This is a genomic window from Halomonas sp. DP1Y21-3 (assembly GCF_019801245.1).
Taxonomy (GTDB): Bacteria; Pseudomonadota; Gammaproteobacteria; order Pseudomonadales; family Halomonadaceae; genus Halomonas; species Halomonas litopenaei.
Genome location: NZ_JAHVJM010000001.1, coordinates 19,612 through 39,668 on the forward strand (window position 1 = coordinate 19,612; position 20,057 = coordinate 39,668).

4 protein-coding genes (1 of these 4 running past the window's edge) are annotated in these 20,057 nt (G+C 66.3%); all 4 read right to left on the bottom strand.

From position 1 onward, the window contains the following. On the bottom strand, positions 1-16,598 hold the 5' portion of the coding sequence (locus KUV74_RS00025; protein WP_222515317.1) for an LEPR-XLL domain-containing protein. Its footprint begins 12,019 nt before the window's first position; only the first 16,598 of its 28,617 coding nucleotides appear in the window; it begins with the start codon at positions 16,596-16,598; its stop codon lies off the left edge, out of view. Positions 16,599-16,669: 71 nt separating this feature from the next. After that, a complete protein-coding gene (locus tag KUV74_RS00030) occupies positions 16,670-17,473 on the bottom strand; it encodes a SapC family protein (protein ID WP_222515318.1) in 804 nt (267 codons plus the stop codon). Between the two features lie 44 nt (positions 17,474-17,517). After that, positions 17,518-18,375, bottom strand: coding sequence for a hypothetical protein (locus tag KUV74_RS00035; protein ID WP_222515319.1), 858 nt, complete (start codon positions 18,373-18,375; stop codon positions 17,518-17,520). After that, positions 18,359-19,726, bottom strand: a complete 1,368-nt coding sequence (locus KUV74_RS00040) for a TolC family outer membrane protein (RefSeq protein WP_222515320.1) — start codon at positions 19,724-19,726, stop codon at positions 18,359-18,361. Before KUV74_RS00040 ends, KUV74_RS00035 begins: the two co-directional genes overlap by 17 nt. Positions 19,727-20,057: the final 331 nt, after the last annotated feature.

Genomic DNA, 20,057 nt, shown 5'->3' on the forward strand with positions numbered 1-20,057 from the left:
CCATCGGCGTGCTGGGCCAGGGTCAGGGGTGCGGCCAAGGAGCCGATCGCATCGCCGGCCGCCAGACTCAGGTTGTTGCCCTTGACGTGGACACCGCCAAGGGCACTGCCCGCCTTGAGCGAGCCCTCGGCAGACAGGCTGACGTCGCCCCAACCGCTGTGGGCGCGTAGCACGATCAGGTCAGCGTTTTCGTGCGCCAGATTCAGCGGACCACGCTCGGTCACGGCGTCCACCGTCATGGTCATCGCCGCAGCGCCGCCAGCGCCCTCGATGGACAGGAGCTTCAACGCCGAACCGTCACCGATACCGTCCGCTGCGCGCAATACCACGCTGGCGCCGGAGACCCGCACATCACGGGTCGGGTCATTGTAGTGAAGAATCTGGCCATCGCTGTCGATGCGTGTCTCGCCGTTATAGTTGGCCAGATCCCCGAGCACCACCACGTCGCCCACCGAATCGATATTGATCGAACCCGTAGCCTGGCCGAAGAAGCTGATATCCACCGACTTGTTGGCGGCCACCGAGTGGGTGTGCAGGATCTGACTCGACTGTTCCTGGACGAACTTGGCGTAGTGGGTCTTCTTGCCATACCAGGTGCTGGTCGACCACTTGTCGACGAGCTGCGGATCGGTCCACTCGCTGGCGTTGACCTCGCTCTTGTTGTACTGATAACCGGTCTCGCTGCTGGTATAGAAGTAGGACAGCGAATCCTGCAGGCGCCCAGGCGATATCTCGGATTCGCCCCAGTTCAGGGTATCCGGGTCGGCGGCAAAGGCGTCGATTCCCGCCCAGGCGCTGGAGGCGGTCTGAGCATAACGCCGCTTGGAGCTGTCCTGGACCACGCTGAAGCCGTAGCGCACATCACTGTCCGGCGTATAGGTGTAGGTCTTGCCAGGATCGGCGAAGTCGTAGCGATACTCGGTCACCAGGGGATTGGTACTGGAGCCCTTGTACTTGTCGGCGATCCGTAGATAGCCCTCGCCATGACGGCTGACGTCGAGATCCCCCACCGCCAGGGTGTAGGAAGTGTTGTTGGTGATATTGATCGCACCATAGCCCCCCAGCACCTCAAGCTTGCCGTTGCCGGTATTGGCGATGTGACCGGTGATATCCAGCTTGCCGCCGCTGATGGCAAGGCCGGTGACCTCGATCTGGCGAGTATGGCCATTGAAGATCACCAGGGCGTCGCCGGAGGACGCCGACAGCGTCAGGCTACCGCTGGAGCCGCTGCGGATGTGGTCGGCGATACGCTGGGCATCGGCGGCGCCGATGGTCAGGTCGTAGCCGTCGACGCCGGCACGAATATAGCCGTTCAAGTTGACATATTCGGCATCGATGACGATGCTGCGCGCCTCCACTTGTGGGCTCGCGCTCGCGCTGTTGGCGATCGCGGACAGCGCATCGGCGTCCAGCGCCCCTGCGCCATCGTCGCCATCGGCTCGCACCGCCGCGGCATCCGCGTTACCCCCGGGGTTGAACTGTGACAGCCCCTTGATCGTCAGCTCGCCCGGCGAGCTCAACAGGATGCTTTCAGCGCGCATCTCGTTTTCCACCGAGATGGATCCCTTGGCGTAGCCAATCAGCTCGCCGGAAATATTGCGGGTCAGCCCACCGAACACCAGGCTCGAGGGCGGAGCGGTGTCGAAGGAGCGACGATCGTAGAGCGACTCCGCGTCGCTGTAGCCAAGCGCCCCCATCAGCACGTCGCGGATCTTCTTCTGGTTGGCGTCGTTTTCATCGAAGGCAACACCGTAGCTGTTGACCACGGTGATGCGCGGCTGGCCATTCTGGGCGCCAGGGTCCCCCTCCACCGACAAGCCGGCGCTCTCGCTCGCGTTGATGGCGTCGATCTCGGCGCTGGAAGCCACCTGGGTCAGGTTCAGGTAAAGCCCCCCGGTAACCTGGGGAATCTCGATATCGCCCAGTACCATACGCGAGGGCGCCTTGTTGAGGATGGTGATGCTGGCGTCGGTGGGCGCCTCGACATCGCCGCCGCCGCTCAAGTCGTCGGCGTAGACGTAGACCGCCCCCGCCTGGGCCCAGACGTCATCCAGGGTGATGGTCAATTCGTCCACCCGACTGACGATCAGCTGGCCATTGACCTTCTCGCCATAGCCTTCATCGACCAGGGCCTGCTCGAGGCGCGCGATCTCGCCCTGGTAGAAGTCGACCAGCCGGGTATTGCCGGAGTTGCGATAGACGTTGTATGCCTCGCGAATGCGTTGAAGCTCGTCGACCAGTCCGCTCTGACCCGGAGTGACGCTCACCGCGAAACCAATATCGTCGTGGCCGGATTCAGCCACGATATAGTTGCCACTATTGGCCACCTTGGCCGCTAACTGGTCCTCGAGGGCTGCCATTTCGGCTTCTTTCTGGGTGCGCTCGGCAGGGGTCAGGCTGGTGCTGTTGAGCGCTTCTGCGAGGGCATTGATGCGCGAATTGAGATCCGCGATGTCTTGCTGTTCCTGCGTTACATCGATCACCCCGAGCACCAGCGTCTTGTGGCGCCCAAGGCCGGTTTCCACCCGGCCGTCGATGATCACGTCGGCGTCGGCGTCGGTCTCGACATCGCCGTCCACCAGTTGAGCGCCGCCGCTGCCGAGGGCTGCGTCGATGGCACTGCCCACCGCCGACAGCCAGTTGACGCCCTTGGCCCGCGCCTCCATGTCGCTGAAGCCAAAGCGCTCGGTAAACAGCAGGATATCCCGCGCACCGATGACCTCGGCCCCGCTTGCCACCTCGATGCGGTTGGTCTGGTCCATCTTGGCCAGGGCGTTGAGGTCATCGATCGGAATGATGCTGCCGGCAAAGCTGTCGAGCACCGCGCTGACCGCGTAGCGATCACGCTCGCCCTGGGCACTGCCACCGGCCACGATATCGATATTGCCAAGCGCGGACACCTTGGCACCACCGCGCACGGTGACCCTGTTGTCCGGAGTCACCACCACCTTGGCGCTGCCCACCCCGACGGTGGCCGCGCCATAGGTATCCATCAGCAGGGTCGCCGCCAGGTCGCCGCCGCCACGGGCCGACATCAGCAGTTCGCCCTGGCTGACCAGCTCGGCGTTGCTCTTGATCTCGACGCTGGCGGCCAGATTGGTGGTCAGGATGTCCACCGTGATACCGGCGCCGGAGGCCAGGCCGCCGGCGGTCAGGTTGACCTTCTCCTTGAACACCACCTGGTTCTTCGCCGCCAGGCGAAGATCACCGTCACTGGTGTGCAGGTAGGCATCTTCGCCGACCACCACTCGGGTATTCAGATCGAGACGGGCGACGCTGGAGGCGCCGGCGCCGGCCACCGCACCACCGGCCACCCCACGGATATTGCCATCGTCGGTGCCTGCCAGACGCTGCTTGTCCAGCCGGGTATCGCTGAATACGTCGATCGCCGCAGCCTTGACCAGCGCCTTGTCACCGACCTCGGCCAGGGTATTGGCGGTAATCCAGTAGCGCGACTCGGCGCCGCTTCCGGCGAACACGCCCCCGGAGACACTCATGATGCGGGCGTCGACGTCGAAGCTCTGATCGGCGTGCACGGTCAGCAGGCCGCTGTTGCCGGCAGCCTTCACCAGCAGCAGTTCGGCGGCGCCGATCAGCGCTTCGGTGGTGGCATGCTGGGTGACGTGGGTGGCGGCGCCGGCGCCGGCGGCCACACCGCCACTGCCGGCCAGGGCGTCGAGGGTCGCTTCCAGCTGCCCGTTCGCACGGACGCTGGCGTCTCCGGCGAGGATGCCATTGCCGCTGCCGATGCGTGCGCGACTGACGGTCCGCTGTTCGACGGTAACCTTGGCAGCCCCCGCCGCCACCAGGCCGCCGACGATGCTGCTGGACTTGCCAGAGAGGCGCGAGATCAGGTCGCTGGTGACGTCCAGCCGCCCGGCGATGGCAAGATTGGTGCTCTCGCGCAGGCTGCTGCCGCTGCCGTCCTCCAGGGAGGTGTCGGCGATCTCTGCCACCACCTCAGTGCTGTCCTTGAGCGTCACCAGGGTCGCATCGACGCCCAACAGCGCCCCCCCGGCGGAACCCAGGGCCTCACCGCTCAGGCTGTTGCCATTCGCCAGGGTATTCAGGGACGCGGCAACGTCCATGGACCCGGCGGTGATGCGGATATCATGGGCCGCGCTGGAGTCAGGCGTGCCGACCCGCGCCAGCACCTTGGCCTTGAGCTCTCCTTCGACCACCGAGACGCCGATGCCGACGCCCGCCGCCACCGATACCCCCAGGGTCTTGATCTGTACCGCAGGCGTCAGGCTGGCGTTGATGCTCAGGGCGTCAGACAACGAGATCCGCGCGCCGTCACCGATCCACGCCTGCACCTCCTGGGACAGGGTCACCAGGGCCACGTTGGCGCTGCCGCCGGCCATCCCGGCGGCCACCGCCACCACCTCCAGCGCGACCCGATCGATACTCGTGGCCGAGACGTTCAGCGAACCGACGCTCTGGTTCTCGCCCACCCTGGTATGCTCGCCGACCCAGGCCCTCGTCGCACCGCTGATCTCGACGGTGCCCACCGACACGCCTGCGGCCACCAGGCCGATGGCCCCACCTGCAGCCCTCAGTGAATAGTCGCGATCGGCGCTGGCCATAATATCGACGCGATCCGCCGCCTTGATCAGGGTGCCGCCAGCGGCGCTCGTGGCGCCTTCCAGCGAGGCAAGCTGCTGGGTGCGATCCAGCAGGATGGCCACCTGGCCACCCACCGCGATGCTGGGTGCCGCCGAACCGCCATAGGCGCTGATCGACACGTCACCGTCGTAGTCGCTCGCCACCTCGATGGTGTCCGCCGCATCCAGGGTCGAGCCGCGGCCCACCTGGGCGGTCACCGCCCCGTTGAGCTCGACCACCCCCACCGACAGGCCGACACTGGCAACACCGCTGACCGCACCGGAGCCGGTCAGGGTCTGCACCTTGAGGGCTTCGCTGGCCTTGACGCTGACGTCCCCGCCGGCGGTAATCACCACGCCACGTCCCAGGGTCGCGGCGGTGTCACCTACCTTCAGAGGCGACTTGACGTCGAACAGCTTGTCACCCGAGAGACCACCGGTCAGGGTGCTCAGGGCGCTGTTGGTCGAGGTGCGGTTGGCCTTGTTGTGGTTTCCGGCATCGTCGGGACGATCGAAGTCACCGTCGAACGCCGCCTGCTCGTCGCTGTCCAGCGGCGTATCGGTGCCGGAATCAGAGTCTTCGGCCTCGGCCTTCATGGCGAACTCGCCGCTCTGGAAGCCGGCGAAGGTATCGCTCACCAGGTCTTGCAGGTCCTCGACCCGCTCGAAGCTCTCCTCACTCAGCCCCTTGCCCAGACTGATCACCGAGATGGCGCCACTGAGGCTCAAAGAGCCGGAGCCAGCAAAGGCGATCACCGTGGAGTTGAGGGTACGCGACAGCCTGGCCTCGGCGGTCACATCGCCCCCCGCGATGATCTGCGCACCATCCGCCACACTGACACGGGTCTGCTCGCGCAGCACCATGACGTCCACCGAAGCACCGAAGCCCGCCGCGCCGACGGCGGCAGCGCCGACCCCCTGCAGATAGCCGGCCAGGCCACTGCGCTCATTGACCAGGGTGGTGGTGGATGCCTCGAGCAGCACGTCATTGCCGGCGTTCAGTTCGCTATCGCCGGACACCAGCACCTGCGTCACCGAATCCGCCGTCATCACCGATACCGCGCCGGCCACACCGACCGCACCGCCACCGGCGGTGGCTACGGTGATGCCCAGATCCAGGCGCTGGCTTGCCGACACCGCGATATCATTGCTGGCAGTCACTATTGCCTTGTCCAGCGACACTCGTGCCTCGGGGTTGAGCAACCCCAGCGCCAGCGAGGCGCCAAAGCCGACGGAGCCACCGGCCACCGCACCGACGATAAAGCGGCCGTCCACGTCGTTGTCGGCACGTACCGCCACGTTGGTGCCGGCGACCTCCACGTCCTTGAGATAGGCCAGGGTCTCAAGCGACAGATCGACCACGCTGGCCGATCCCGCACCGGCGACGCCGTTGAGGCCCACCGCCGCCCCCATCACCGTGGACAGGAAGCTCACGTCGGCGCGGGCCTCCACCGCCACGTCGCCGCCAGCCTTGACCATCAGGCCGTCGCTTTCAGCCGAGTGGTCGAAGCCGTCACCGCTGATGAAGGCCTCGGTCTTGTGCTGGAAAAGGGTGACATCGACACCAGCGGCGCCGGAGCTGCCCCCACTGACCGCCGCCGCGCCACCGCCACTGTCGGCGTCGCCACGATGCAGGGCCCGTACCACCACGTCGGCGGTGCTGTCGATGCGCGCCTTGTCGATGTAGGCGCGGGTCGCGCCGGTGACACCATCCACCACCACATTGGCCGCCAGGGCATTGCCGGCGGCGCCCGCCGCGGTCACCGCCACGCTGGTGAAGGACACCTCGCTGGTGGCCAGCACCACCACACCCTTGTGGCTGTCTGTCGTCCAGCCATTGTTCCAGTCATCGCGCACCGATACGGCCGCACCGCCGGCGCCGGCGCTGACGCGCGCACCACCACCGATCCAGGCTTCAGAGGTGCTGCCCAGCAGGTCGACCCCGACACCGCCGCCCAGCGCCACCGCACCCACGCTGACGGTGCCCAGGGTAATAGTGCTGACGTCCTTGCTGTCGCTGACCACGCTGACGTTGCCGGCGGCATCGACGCTGCCGCCGTCGATGCGCGCGACGCTGGTGTTGTTGATCAACGAGCTGCCGGCGTTGCCGGCACCTGCGCCGAAGGTGCCGTAGCTGACACCGGCTATCACGATCAGGTTGGTGGAGCGCGAGCGGGCATCAATGGCGATATCGCCGCCGCTCGAGTCGAGCGTGGCGCCCTGGCTACCGGCCAGGATGCTGTTATCGATGTCCAGGTAGGCCACCGAAAGACCGGCCGCACCACCCTTGACCGCCACGTTGACCTGGGCACTGGCCGCCGAGATCGCGCTGGTGTCGCTGGCGCTTACCGCGATGCCGCCGGCGCCACTCACCTCGGTGGCGCTGTCGCGAATATCGGCGACCACGTCCTTGCGGGTGAAATTGAGCGAGGTGGTACCGCTGAGTGCGGCGAAACCGGCCACGGCACCACCCAGGGAGTAGGCGCTGATGCTCGAGGATGAGACCGCTGAAAGGCTGACCTTGCCGTCGCTGGACGCCACGCTGGCGCCGCCCTTGATCAGCGCGTGGATACGGTTGGCGCTGTCGCTGGTGGGGTCGTCCGGATCACCGCCGATATAGTTGTAGGCCAGGTAACCGGCCAGGGCGAAGGCCCCGGCACCGGACCCCGCCACGGTAAAGGCATTGAGGCCGAGATCATCGCTGGCCGACAGGGCAATGTCTCCCGTCGCCGAGACCGTGGCCTGGTCGATCACCGCCGTGACGCTGCCGCGCAGCCAGTTGAGCGACAGCGCCCCGGCCACCGCCACCTTGCCGGCACCGGCACCGGCCAAGGCAAAGCTCCAGACCTGGTCACCCTGCCCGGGCGTCGCCGGGCGATTCTCGTCTGAGTCTTCTGGCGGTATCAGGCTGTCATCGACCTTGACCAAAGGCACATCGGTGATCCGAATCAGCTCGGCCTTGACGTCGACGCGCCCACCCGCCGTTACCTCGGTGCTCGCCCCGAGGATGCTCGCGCTCAGCGCCGACGCCATGTCGTTGGTCGCCGAGGCGCCGGCAAGACCGACGGAGCCGGCACCAGCCGCCGCGCCGGCCACGTTGATCATGATCGGCGCCACCGAGGCATGCACGCTGACGTCACCGGCGCTGGCCCTGACCACGGCACCATTGCCAATCGATGCCAGCACATCGTTCTGCATGAAGTTGATGCCGATGGAGCCGGCCAGGGCCACCGCCCCGGCGCCCGCACCGCCGGCGGTAATATTGAGCATGCTGGCTTCGGAACGGGCGTCCACCAGCACGTCGCCACTGGTGGCGGTCACACTGGAGGCATCGATCAAGGCGGCGATCTGGCCCACGCTGTAGCCGTGGTCGCTGCGCTCGCCCTGGAGGATGAAGGCGTCTTCGCTGGCGTCTACGTTCTGGTCGCTGGAGTTGTCGACGGTGCGCGAGGGATCGCTGGGGTCGCCTCCCAGATAGTTGAAGGCGATCGCCGCGCCCCCCGCCGCATTGCCGGCACCGGCGGCGCCGAAGGAGAAGTTGACCAGGCCCTTCTTGTCCTGGGCCAGCACGCTGACACTATCAGCGGCGGTGATACTGGCGCCCCCCGAGACTTCGGCCAGCACGCTGGAGCGCAGCCAGTTGAGCCCCACCGCAGCGGAGCCGGCCACGCTGCCGGCGCCCGCACCGGCGATGGTCAGGTTGATCACCCCGGCGGTCCAGTCCATGTTGGACATGTCCCGGGCGGCAATATCCGATGATCCCGTGCTCGGATTGGTCTCGGTGCCCTGGGTCGCCGGGTCCACCTCAAGTCCCAGTGCCGACAATTCCAGCGCGGCGCGACCGCTGCGCTCGGCCAGGCCCGCCCAGACGGCTACGTCACCACCGGCGATCAAGGTGGCCCCCGTCACCCGGGCCACAATGGCGTTGTCGACCTGAACGGTGCCGCTGCTGACCCCACCGGCCACGGTGCCGGCGCCCGCGGCGCCGATGGCCACGACTACCACCTGGGCACTGTCGGTGGCCTGGATGCGAATATCACCGGTACTGCTTTCGACGCGCCCACCGTCGATCAGCGCCTCCACCTTGCCCTTGATCAGGTTAACGCTGACGGCACCGGCGAGGCCCACCTTGCCGGCCCCGGCACCGCCAAGAGCGACCGACACCACCAGGCTGCTGGCCTCGGCGTCCACCACCACATCGCCGCCGGCCGAAACGCTGGCGTTCTGGATCAGCGCCTGGCTGTCGTTGTCGATCAGGTTGACCGAGACGCTGCCGGCCAGGGCCACCTTGCCGGCACCGGCTCCTGCGCCGCTGATCGCCACAAGCTCAGCGCGATCGCGGGTGGCCACCAGCACCTGGCCGACCGTCGAGACGTTGGCGTTGCTGATTGAGCTGCGCAGGGTATTGGCGATCTGGTTGACCGAGACGCTGCCTGACCCGGCGAACTTGGTGCTGGCGCCGACCCCCAGGGTCAGCGATCGCACCAGACCGGTGTTGGCCGCTACCACCGACACCGCGCCGGCGTTGGCGATGGCACCGCCACTGATCAGGGCCAGCGTTTCATTGGACAGACTGTTGACCGACACCCCGGCACCAAAGCCGGCGGTGCCACCGACACCGACGGCGCCGGCCAGCGTCCAGACGCTGCTGTTGTCCTCGGCGTTGATCTCCACTTTCGGCGCCGGCGCAAGGGCGTCACTGCCCTTGTCCAGAAAACTGTCGACCACACGCGCCTGGGTGGCATTGTCGATCAGGTTGACCGCGGCGGTCCCCGCAAGGCCAACCCCCTTGGGCCCGGTACCGATGCCGGCCGAACCGGCCAGGCTAATGATCAGGGTATCGCTGAGCGCCTGAACCGAGAGTCTGCCGATCACCAGCGACTCGCTGGCACTGCCCAGTGCTTCAACGTGGGCGTCGACGTCGTGGCTGATATCGGCGAAGGCCGCCGCCCCGCCGACGCCGGCCTTGCCGGCGCCAGCCACCGCGCCGGCGATCAGTACCGCGTTGGCGGCGTCACGCGCCACCACGCTGACGTCCCCGAGATCACCGGACTGGATGTTCAAAAGCCCCGCATCGACGGTGCGCGCGGAGGTCAGCACACTGGCCGCCCCGGCCACACCAAAGCCCTTGGCGCCCGAAGCGACGGCGACACCGGCGGCAGCGACCACCGTCCAGCCCTCACGCGCCGCGCTGAGTGCCAGACCGCCCGTATCAAAGGAGGTGACGCGATCGATCCGCGCCCGGGTGATGCCGCTGTCGAAGGCCAGGGCGGCGGCCCCGGCCACCGCCACCTGGGTGCCACTGCTGCCCAGCGACAGCGCCGCGCCACCGGCCAGCATGCCAAGATGACTGCTGTCCTTGGCGGCCACCGACGTCTTGCCGGTGATCTTCAGCGTCTCGATCCCCTGGATCAGGGCTTCGGTACGATAGTCGGCGATATTCACCACCACCGAACCCGAGACACCGAGGCCGAAGCTACCCTTCTGGTCACCGCCGGACGAGGTGGAAGACGTGCCGCCGCTGCCGCCGGAAGACGCCTTGGCGGCACCGCCGAGCTTGCCACTCAACTCCTTGAGCACGCTGTCATAGTTGCTCTGGTTGTTGGGCCACTTGTTGGGGTCGTCCTTGGTGGCGCTGCCCCCAGCCGAACCACCACCAGCGCCCGAGCCGCTGGCGTCACCGGCCGAATCCAGCCCGCTGGTACCGCCGCTGCCCGCCTTGGCTCCGGCCAGGGCGAGGTTGGCTACCACCCCGCCGTTATTGGCCTCGACCAGCAGATCACCTCCTACGGTGATGTTGCCGTTGGCGCTGGCTGGCGTGGTCACACCACCGATCACCGCTCGGGTGTCGCGCTCCATCACCGAGACCACCGCCGACACACCGACGCCAGCGCTTTTGCCGGAGGCGACGCTGCCGCCGATACCAAAGGCGTAGGTGTCGTCGTTGGCGCCGACCCTGAGCGCCGGCCCACTGGCCCCGTCCACCGAGACGGCACCAATGTTCAGCGATACCCCGTCCTGAATCTGCGCCAGGGTGGTGTTGTCGACGATATTGGCCACTGAGGTGGCGTTGAAGGCGACCTTGTCGGCCTTGCCACCGGACACCGCCGCCCCGATCAGCAGGGTGTCGCTGTCGGCGCGCACGTCCAGACTGCTGGCGACCAGCGCCACACCGGTCTCGATGACCGCACGAGTATCCGCGCCGAGCAGATGCACGCCGATGGAAGCACCGATGGCGCTGCCGTCGGACTGGATGCCGGCGAACCCGGACTTGATGGTATCGATATCGCTCTTGAAGGCGTCACGCCAGGCCTCGGCGCTGGCCTCGTCGGCGCCGGCAAAGGTCGGCAGGCTGAGATTGCCGACCAGCGACAGCAGGTGGTTGTCGCTGCGAGCGATGACCTCGACCTGCTGCTCGTCGCTGGGTGTGACGCTGGCCACATCGGTGGCGCCCCCCAGATTGATCCGGGCACCCTCGCGGATGCGGGCCTCGCTATCCTGATTGACCAGGAAGACGTTGGCGGCACCGGCGATGGCGAGCTTGCCCCCCTCGGCGGTGGCCACGGTCCAGCTGTCGAAGCTGCCGCTGATCCCCAGATTGCCGGTAGTAAAGGCGTTGAGCGCCTCGACGAATTCCTCGATACGGGTCTGCAACGGCGAGCTCAGGGCAGTCCAGCGGCTGTCGTCGCTGAAGTCTTCACTGGCGAGATCCACACCGCTGACGTCGGCCCCCTCGAACTGATAGATCAAGCCGGCCTCGCCCCCGCGCTGGTGGTCATCGGCCACCAGCACCTTGTCGCCGTTGGCCAGGTCTGCCGTACCTTCCGCGCTTGCATGGTCGTAGGTGCCATCGAGTTCACCCAGGGCCTTGCCCGCCACATACAGGTGACGCCCCCACAGGCTATCCATATCGACGCTGTTGAGGCTCTCGGCGGTGACGCTGATGGCATCGCCGGCGTCCAGGTCCACCAGGCCCTCGACCACCGCATCGGCGTGGTTGTTCTGCAGCGCAAAGACGAAGCCGCCGGCGACACCGACATCGGCTACCTGGCTGTCTTCCTTCTGATCCTTGGCGCTGTCGGTGCCCTGGACCTCGGACTCCGCCGCGGCGTCTCGCAGCTTGCCGATCAGGGTGTTGCCCAGCACCTTGTCGGTGAAGCTCTCTTCCTTTTCCTTCTTGTTGGGGTCGACGCCGGTAGCCGAACCCTCTGCACTGACCGCCGGGCGGTGGGCGCTGGTGGCGCTGACACTGACCGCGCCGGCCACCTCGATGTCGCTGCGCTGGGAGGCGATGGCGCCCAGTCGCGTCACGTTGGTGCCAAGGCGGGCCTCGGCACGATTGATGTCCACCGAGACCGCCAGGGCGGCGGCCACGTCCAGGGCGTTCTTCTGCTGGCCCTGGGATTCCTTGAAGTGCTCGCCGATGGAGGCAGGCCCGCGGTCGGCGATGCCTTCCTTGATCTTGTCACCGATGACGCCGCTGAGCGCCTCCTGAAAGTTGCCGATCACCGATGTCGGCGACAGGTCCTCGGCGCTGGCCGTGGCCCCGTCGACAAGGCTATCGGGGCCACCACCGGGGGCGGTACCGGCGCTGGCGCTGGTACCGCCATGGCCTTCGCCCTGGGAGGTCTCGGCGCTCAGCGTCAGATCGCCGCCCACACTGACGTCACCGGCCAGTTGCGCCTCGGTGTTGCTGGTCTCGACGTTGATCGCCAGGGCGATGCCGACCTTGCCCTTGTCAGGGGCGGAACTGGCGGAGGTTTCGTTTTCCTCCACGCTGGTCGCCGCGACCACCAGATCATTGCCTGCACTCAGGCTGGCGTCTTCCCACACCATCACCCGGGAATCGCTGACCAGCACGCTGACCGCTACCGCGCCGGCCACGCCCTTGAGGCCATCCGGTTCAGCAGAGACGCTCTGGGCGGTGCTGACACTGCTGCTCAGGTTGATGTCATTGGCGGCGCTCAGGGTACCGTGGACGTGCACACTTGAGCGGGTGATCAGGGTGCTGACCGACACACCCAGGCCCCAGGCCTTGCTGGCGCCCACCTCGGTACTGATGTCGAGCTCGGAGGCTACGGTGATGTCCCCGCTAGTGGCGGTGATGACCGCGTCAGAGCCGATATCGATGGCGACCTCGGCCACCATCACCGAGACACTGCCAAACAGCGACAGCCCCTGAAGGAAGTCCAGCGCCGTATCGATGCCCTGGTCGAGGAAGGCCACGCCGGTGCGCAGGTTGAACCAGTCGCGATCGGGATCCACCAGACGCGCATCGATGGTTACGTCCCCGCCCTTGAGCGTGGCCTTGTCGATATCCACCGACAGGTCGAACAGGCCCACGTCGACCAGGCCATTGGCAGGCGCCAGCAGGGGTTGAAACAACTGCGCGCCAAGGTGCAACTCGCCGCTACCGGCATCGATCACACTATCGCCACCGATCGTCAGCTCACGCGCCAGGATCGACAGATCGTGTCCCTGCGTCGGATCACTCATGCTCAGATCGACGTTGTCCAGGGTCAAGGCCCCGTCGGCACGCAGCTCGACACTGCTGGAGAACGTTCTGGTCACGTTGGACAGGGAGGCGTCGCCATCCCAGTAGCCCACCAGGCTGGCGCCCTCTCTGACGGTCACGTCGTCGAGCCGGGCGAGGCTCCCCGCCGCCAGTTCCACCTCGACCTGATCGCCAGGCTTGGCGTTCACGATGGTGTCGGTCGCCGCCTCGGCGATATCGATGGCCAAAGCGCCGGTAAAGGCAGTGGCCGTCAGGGTCTTGTCGGCGCCTCCGGTCAGGCTCAGGCGCGCCGCCTCGATCCCGGACAGCGTGGTTGTGGCCGAACCAACGACCAGACCGGTATCGGTCAGCGTCATGGAGTCGCCCGCCGCCGCCAGCAGGCTGTCGGTGCCGGCGCCGCCGGCGACACTGGCGGCGCCGGACACGACGACGATACGGTCATCGCCACGGCTACCGATCAGGGCATCGCTGCCGCCGGCACTGGCGTCCAGCACCACGCCGGTCCCGCTCAAGGCGGTGCTCTGCCATTTGTCGGCACTGACGCCCATGCCGAGTGCATCGGTCAGGATCTTCGCGGTGGCGTCGGCGCTGACGGCGAAGCTCGCGCTTCCCGTGGTGGTGTCGGTGACCACAAGGCGCCCGCTGGCACCATCGAAGCTCGCGGTCAGACCTTCGACGTTGTCCAGCAGCACCAGCAGGTCGCCTAGGGTGCGGGCGTCGGCCACATTGAGCACCCGCGTCTCGCCATTCTGCAGGGTGAAGCTCAGGTGCGCGCCGGAGTTCTCGAGTTCGCTACCGGTGACGTAACGCGCCAGATAGGACTCGTACTCCGCCTGGCTGGCGAAGTCTTCTGCACCGGGAATCGCATCGCCCAGCGCCGAGAGGAAGGTCTCGATCTTGGCGTTGGAGGCGCCGCCAGCGGCCATCAGCGCAGTGACCCGGGTCTGTTCGCCGACCCCGTGCCAGCCACTGGCATCGAGGGTGTTGGCGCCGGCGTTGCCGACCAGCGTCAGCGCCTCGATATCGCGATAGCTCGAAGCGGTCCCGCCGTCGATGCTGAAGCTGTCCCCACTTACGTTGATGGCGTTCTGGCCATCGGCCAGGACGATTTCCAGACGATCCTGGCCGACGCCGCCGCGGATCTCGTTCTGCCCAGACCCGGCACGAATGACGTTATCCCCGGCTACCGCCACGAACTGGGTCGTGGCCTCGCCACCGATCATCAGGTCGTTGCCGCTGCCCCCCTGGAGATAGACACTGCCGCCAAAGCCGCTGGCGTCGAGCACGGTGTCGCCAAACTCGGCACGCAGCATGCCGTGCTCGATGCCGACCAGGCTGTCACGCCCCGCTTCCCGAGCGCGCACCTGGGTCGAGGTCACCGTGGCGCTGGCCCCGGAAGCTCCCAACGCCAGACCACTGCCGACCAACGCCTTGGCGAAGGCACCGTCGTCGGCCACGGCCATGAAGTCGCCGATAAAGCTGACGCGCCAGCGTACCTGCTGCTCACCAGCGGATTCGAACAGCTCGCGGGCCACCTGCAGGTTGCCTTCGCCCACCGCAGACAGTGCCTCGAGCGCCTGCTGTACCGCCAGGGCGTCGGCGTCCCAGGCCAGCGCGTCTGTCTGCTCGCCGGCGAAGTGGAAGACCACCGTCTCACCGGCGCTGCGCGACCACACCAGCTCGCGCTCCTCGGCGACGTCACCGCGCACCAGGGTGGCGCTGCCGCTGCCGCCGAACAGACGTAAGCTGTGGGAAGTACTGCCCAGCACCGAGTCGCTGCCGCTGCCACCATCGAGGCTGTTGCTGCCGCGATTGCCGAACAGCACGTCGTCACCGACACCCCCGACCAGGATGTCGTTGCCACTGCCGCCCAGGAGTACCGCGTCGCCGGCGCCGGCCTTGAGGGTGTTGTCACCGGCGACGCCTTCCAGCTGAACCGAACCGCTGAACGCAGAGGCGTCCAGCACATTGGCAGAAGCACCGCCCACCAGGGTGGCGAGTTCGACGTCGCCCAATACCCAGTTGGTCCAGCCGGTCACGCTCAGCGCGGTATCGGTCAGGGTCATGTCGGCGTCGGCGCTGGCCTCGATGCGGTCGTTGCCGCCACCGGCCTGGACACTGCCGCCCCCGGCGCTGAGCACGAATCGGTCGTCCTGCGCGCTGCCGACAAGTTGGCTATTGCTGGCGCCATCCAGGCTCTGGAAGGTCACGCCGGAAAGCGAGTAGCCGCTGGCATTCAGCGTCTGGCCGGTCCCCGCGGCGGACAGCACCAGTTCCACGGGCTGGCGCTGGAAGCTCAGGCTGCCGTCGCCGGTGGTGATCGTGGCGGTGGCGCCAGCGCTGGTCAGGGAGATGTCCCCGGATGCGCGCTGCACCACATAGGTCAGCTCGGCCTCCTCGGGGGTGAACTCACTGCCCAGCTCGCTCTGTTCGAAGCGATCGCTGCCGCTCACCGACACCAGGGTACTGCGACCGGCGCCGGCTTTCAGGGTATCGTCGCCGCCGCCCCCGACGATCAGGTTGTTGCCATTACCCCCGTCGAGGATAGTGTCGACCTGCGAGGTGACATCACCGATCAGGCGGTCGTCGCCGCCGGTACCGATAACGTGATTGAAGCCGTCGATACCGACGAAGCCGGTGGCCTTGCCGGTCCCCAGATCGACCTCTACCGAGGTGGAGAAGTCGCTGAAGTCGAGGATCTGGCCGGCCCGACCGTCGAGTCGGTCGATGCCGTTGAACGCGATATTGCCAAGCCCCAGACTGCCCTCGTCGTAAAGCGACCAACGCGCCCCGTCCTGGCTGCTCGAGAGCCGGTGCTGGGCGGCATCGTCCGTGGCTGACAGCACGCCGTCGTCGCCCTGGCGATAGGAGGCGGCGTTCACCGTCTCGATGCCCGTGAAACTGAGCCAGCTATCGTTGCGCGCCGCCGTGGTGGTGCTCGACCAGTCCACGCTGCCCGCCCCATCGGCGCTCACCTGCCACTCGGTGTTGCCCTGGATGCCCTCGATGCGATCATCGCCCTCGCCCCCCGCGAAGGTGATGGTCAGCCCCTGGCTATGCTCGAGTGCCAGAACGTCGTCGCCGTCGCCGCCCTGGAAGCTCACCAGCAACCCATCCGCCTTGCCCAGCAGGCTCTGGTCCACGCGCAGGATGTCCTGGGCGTCGCTGCCCTGGATGACCACGCCGCCACTGGCCTTGGCCTCATCGAGACCGCGTGAGGCCACCACCTGACTGACGCCTTGCTCGTCGAGTTCGACCACCTGCAGCACCTGCTGCTGGTTCTCCTCGACCACCCGCAACGTCATCTCGGCACCACCGGCCACGCTGGCGGTCAGCGGGTCCGCCGACATCAGCATGCGTGGCTCGAGTCCCTCGAACACGAACCGGGACGGCTCTGCCTGGGCACGACGAGCACGCCTGGGCTGGCGGAGAAGACGAGCGATCAATTCGGACAGAGGCTTGCGCTGGTGGCGACTCATGGGGGGACTCCGGTGGCGAAAAACGTCAAGAGGCGCATCGCGGCGACGATACGCCCCCTGATCTCGGTCGATCAGTGAACGGGAGTGTCCTGTTCGGCGTCGGACGCGACCGCCTCCTCGGCGGGGTCGCCCTTGGCCAGAGCACCCAGCCGCGAACCACCCTGCGCCTGACGGCTCAGTCGATTGAGATTGCGCAGCGACTGCAGGTGGACGTAGAGCAGCTCCAGTTCGTCACTGTCCAGCAGCGCCTTGAGGCTGTCCTCAGGCAGCGCCTTGAGCTTCTGACGGTTGACCGCCTGGAAGCCGGTCAGGGTGCGCTGACCACCTTCCGGCAAGCGAATCTGGGCCTCGACCGACTCGAGCAGGTCGAGCTCGACCAGACGGGCGCAGAAGGCGTGGGTGCGCTGGAAGTGCGCCTGATAGTCCTGAAGGAAGTCCAGCACCTTGCCCAGGTACTGGGTCTGCTCACCGTCGGCGTCGAAGAAGCGCTCGCCGCGACCGTCACGATTGAGCCCTTCGTAGTCATCATCGATGCACAGGGTGAAGGTCTTGTCGTTGTCGGCGGAGGCAAACACGAAGGGATAGCGGCGGAAGAAGGCCGGCACGTACTCACCGCGCCACTGGCCTTCACGGTCCACCAGCAGATTCTGGTCCTGCTCGAGTCCCAGCACGGCGACCGGCAGCACCCCGTCGTCGGCCTGGGTGAAGACGATCGGCAGGTCGGTGGCGGCGGTCGGAAATTCGGCCGCCATCAGCGGCACCGAGTTCACCCCGCTGGCAAAGCCGAAGTCCTTGCCGACCTTGAGCGACAGCTCGCCATGCTTGTCGCGGGTGATCGGCTGAACGTTGCGATAGATAAGAAGTTGAGTCGCCATGAAAGAGTCCTCTAGTACTTGAGTGTCGTCCCTGGGCCTGGACGTCAGCGTCGTTGCGCGGCCAGCGCGCCGGTGGAAGTCGGGGAGACCAGAGTCACCCCGTGGTAGAAGGTCACGAAGGGTTCGCCTTTCGCATCGAACCCCAGAGAAAGGTTGCTCAGCGGCTTGTCGCCGTGGGCGGCAATCCACTCGATCGCCTGTGCGCGCGACGTACAGCGCCACTCGCGAGCCAGCGACAACAAAAGGCCCGCCAGTTCGCCCAGACGTATCTCGGCCGGATGTAGATGCAGATTGAGGGAATCGCGGCCGGTATCGCGACCCTGGCGCCGTTCCTCGATCCTCACGGTCAACGGTGGCCAGGGCTTTCGTGCCAGCGCGTGGCTGACCTCGAGCTGTTCGATCACGTCGCCGACGAGCGGGGGCATCGCCGCAAGCGTGCTCGCCATTGCATGGCGCACCGCCTCGGCGCTCTCGAGCAGGACATAGTCGGAGACACTGGCGTCGACGCCAGGGCGCCACTTCCACGCCTGGTACAGCGGGAAGCGACGCCCCGGCAGGGCCTTGTCCGGCAGCGGCGCTTCCCAGTACACCTTGGTGGTCGCGGCCTCCAGCCCGAGATGCAGATAGTGCGCCATCGTCTGCGTCGACAGTCCGGCGACAAAGGCCCTCCGGTCGCCAGGCGCCAGCGCCAGCGACTCCAGCAACCCCTCGAGGCGCACCGCAAGATCGTCGGCGTCAACGCCCTCGAGCGGCACACTGTAGAGCCTGCGCTGAGGAGCCCAGCGGGCGGGAGCGCACTTGACCGAGCGCTCGGCACTGTAGGGACGCGCGAGGCTATCGAGCCAGGACTCGATCAACGCCTGACGCTCGGCGAAGGGCCGGGGTTCAGTGCTGGAAGGCAAGGAGGTCCATCCGGTCATTCATATGGGCGTCGATCTCCGCCAGGTCTTCGCCATTGATGACGCCGGCGGCATGCTTCAGCCGCAGCACGCTGATCAGGTAGTCGTAGCGCGCACTGGCAAGTTCGCTGCGGGCGAAGAACAGATCGCGCTCGGCGTCGAGCAGTTCGAGCACCGGCATGACTCCGGATTCATAGGCCACCTGGCGGTATTCGACGATGCGCTGGTTGGCGGTCAAGGACTCGCTGAGAGCCCTGACCCGGGACATGGCGGTGACGATACCCTCGAAGGCCGCACGTATCTCGCGGTCGAGTTCACGCCGCACCTGTTCGAGTCGAGCCTGCCCTGCCTCGATCAGACGGGTCCCTTCGCGCACCTCCGACGACACTCGCCCACCGCTGTAGACCGGCACATCGAGGCCGACCCGAATGGTCTGGGTCTCGACCTCGCTGCCGCCGCCGAACAATGAGCCCTCGGTCTCGTCGTTGTCGTAGTCGAGACTCAGATCGAGGGTCGGATAGTGCCCACCGCGACTCACCTTGACCTGCTGATTGGCCACTTCCACCGCCAGCCGTGCGGCTGACAGACGAGGATTGCGCTGCATCGCCAGCTCGATCCAGGCCTCGACTGACGACGGTTCCGGGCTTGCCAGGGTCAGGTCCTCATCGACCAGGCTAAGCTCCACCGGACGCACGCCGCTGACCTCGGCCAGGGCATTGAGGGCATCGCGCAGACGGTTGGCCACGTCCAGCTCGCGCGCCTCGACCTGCAGAAAACGCGCCTGGGCGTCGAGCAGATCGATCTCGCGAATCAAACCGTCCTCGAAACGCGCCCTGACCTGCTCGAGATTGGTCTGGACCTGCTTCTTTTCGGCCTGCAGGAAACTCAGGTTTTCCGACAGGGCGAGTACCGCAAAGTAGCGTTCGGCCACCCGCAGGTAGAGATCCTGGCGCGAGACCTCGAGCTCGGACGCGGCCTGCTGGATCTCCAGCTTGGCCTGGCCAAAGGCTGCCCAGCGGGAATAGTCATAGATCGACTGCTCGAGCGAGACACCGTAGACGGTGGTCGGGTAGGACGTGCTGCCGCTGCCGTAGACCTCGTTGTCGGTACTGACGATGTCCTGGGAGATCTCGCTGCGCTCGACATTGACATTGATCTGCGGCAGCAGCGCTGAGCGCGCCTGATAGTAACGCTCATCGGTGGCCTGCTTACCATAAAAGTCGGCCTGAAACTGAGGATCGCTGTCCACCGCGAGCTCGTGAAGTTCCAGCAGACTTTCTGCCAGCACGGACGGAGCAAGCAGGCACGCCCACCCGCCCAACGCCAGGCCGAACGCAAGCTTGTTGAGATGCATGATGATTTTTCCCCTGCGCACCGGTGGGACAAACACCGGCATTACGCAACTGCTTTGTAATATTTTATTAACAACGGATGTACGATATTACCCACATCTTTTGTAGGAACACAGCTCCTATCTACTCTTTTGCAGGCAACATGATCAACGCAGTATCGACGCAGTAGGAAACTACATCGCAAAAGATGAGAAAGTTCATACCCGCCATCGCATTCCGCCACCGAAGGGAATCGGGTAACACATTGAAACCTGAAAAGTTCAGGAACTACGCCTAGGCAGGAGGCACTCTTCGGGGCCGAGGGTGTGGTGAAAATCCCGTGACGGGAAGGTG

Bases quoted from the DNA above. Each gene is read 5' to 3' on its own strand.
- KUV74_RS00040 (WP_222515320.1), bottom strand. From the start codon at position 19,726: ATGCATCTCAACAAGCTTGCGTTCGGCCTGGCGTTGGGCGGGTGGGCG.
- KUV74_RS00030 (WP_222515318.1), bottom strand. From the start codon at position 17,473: ATGGCGACTCAACTTCTTATCTATCGCAACGTTCAGCCGATCACCCGC.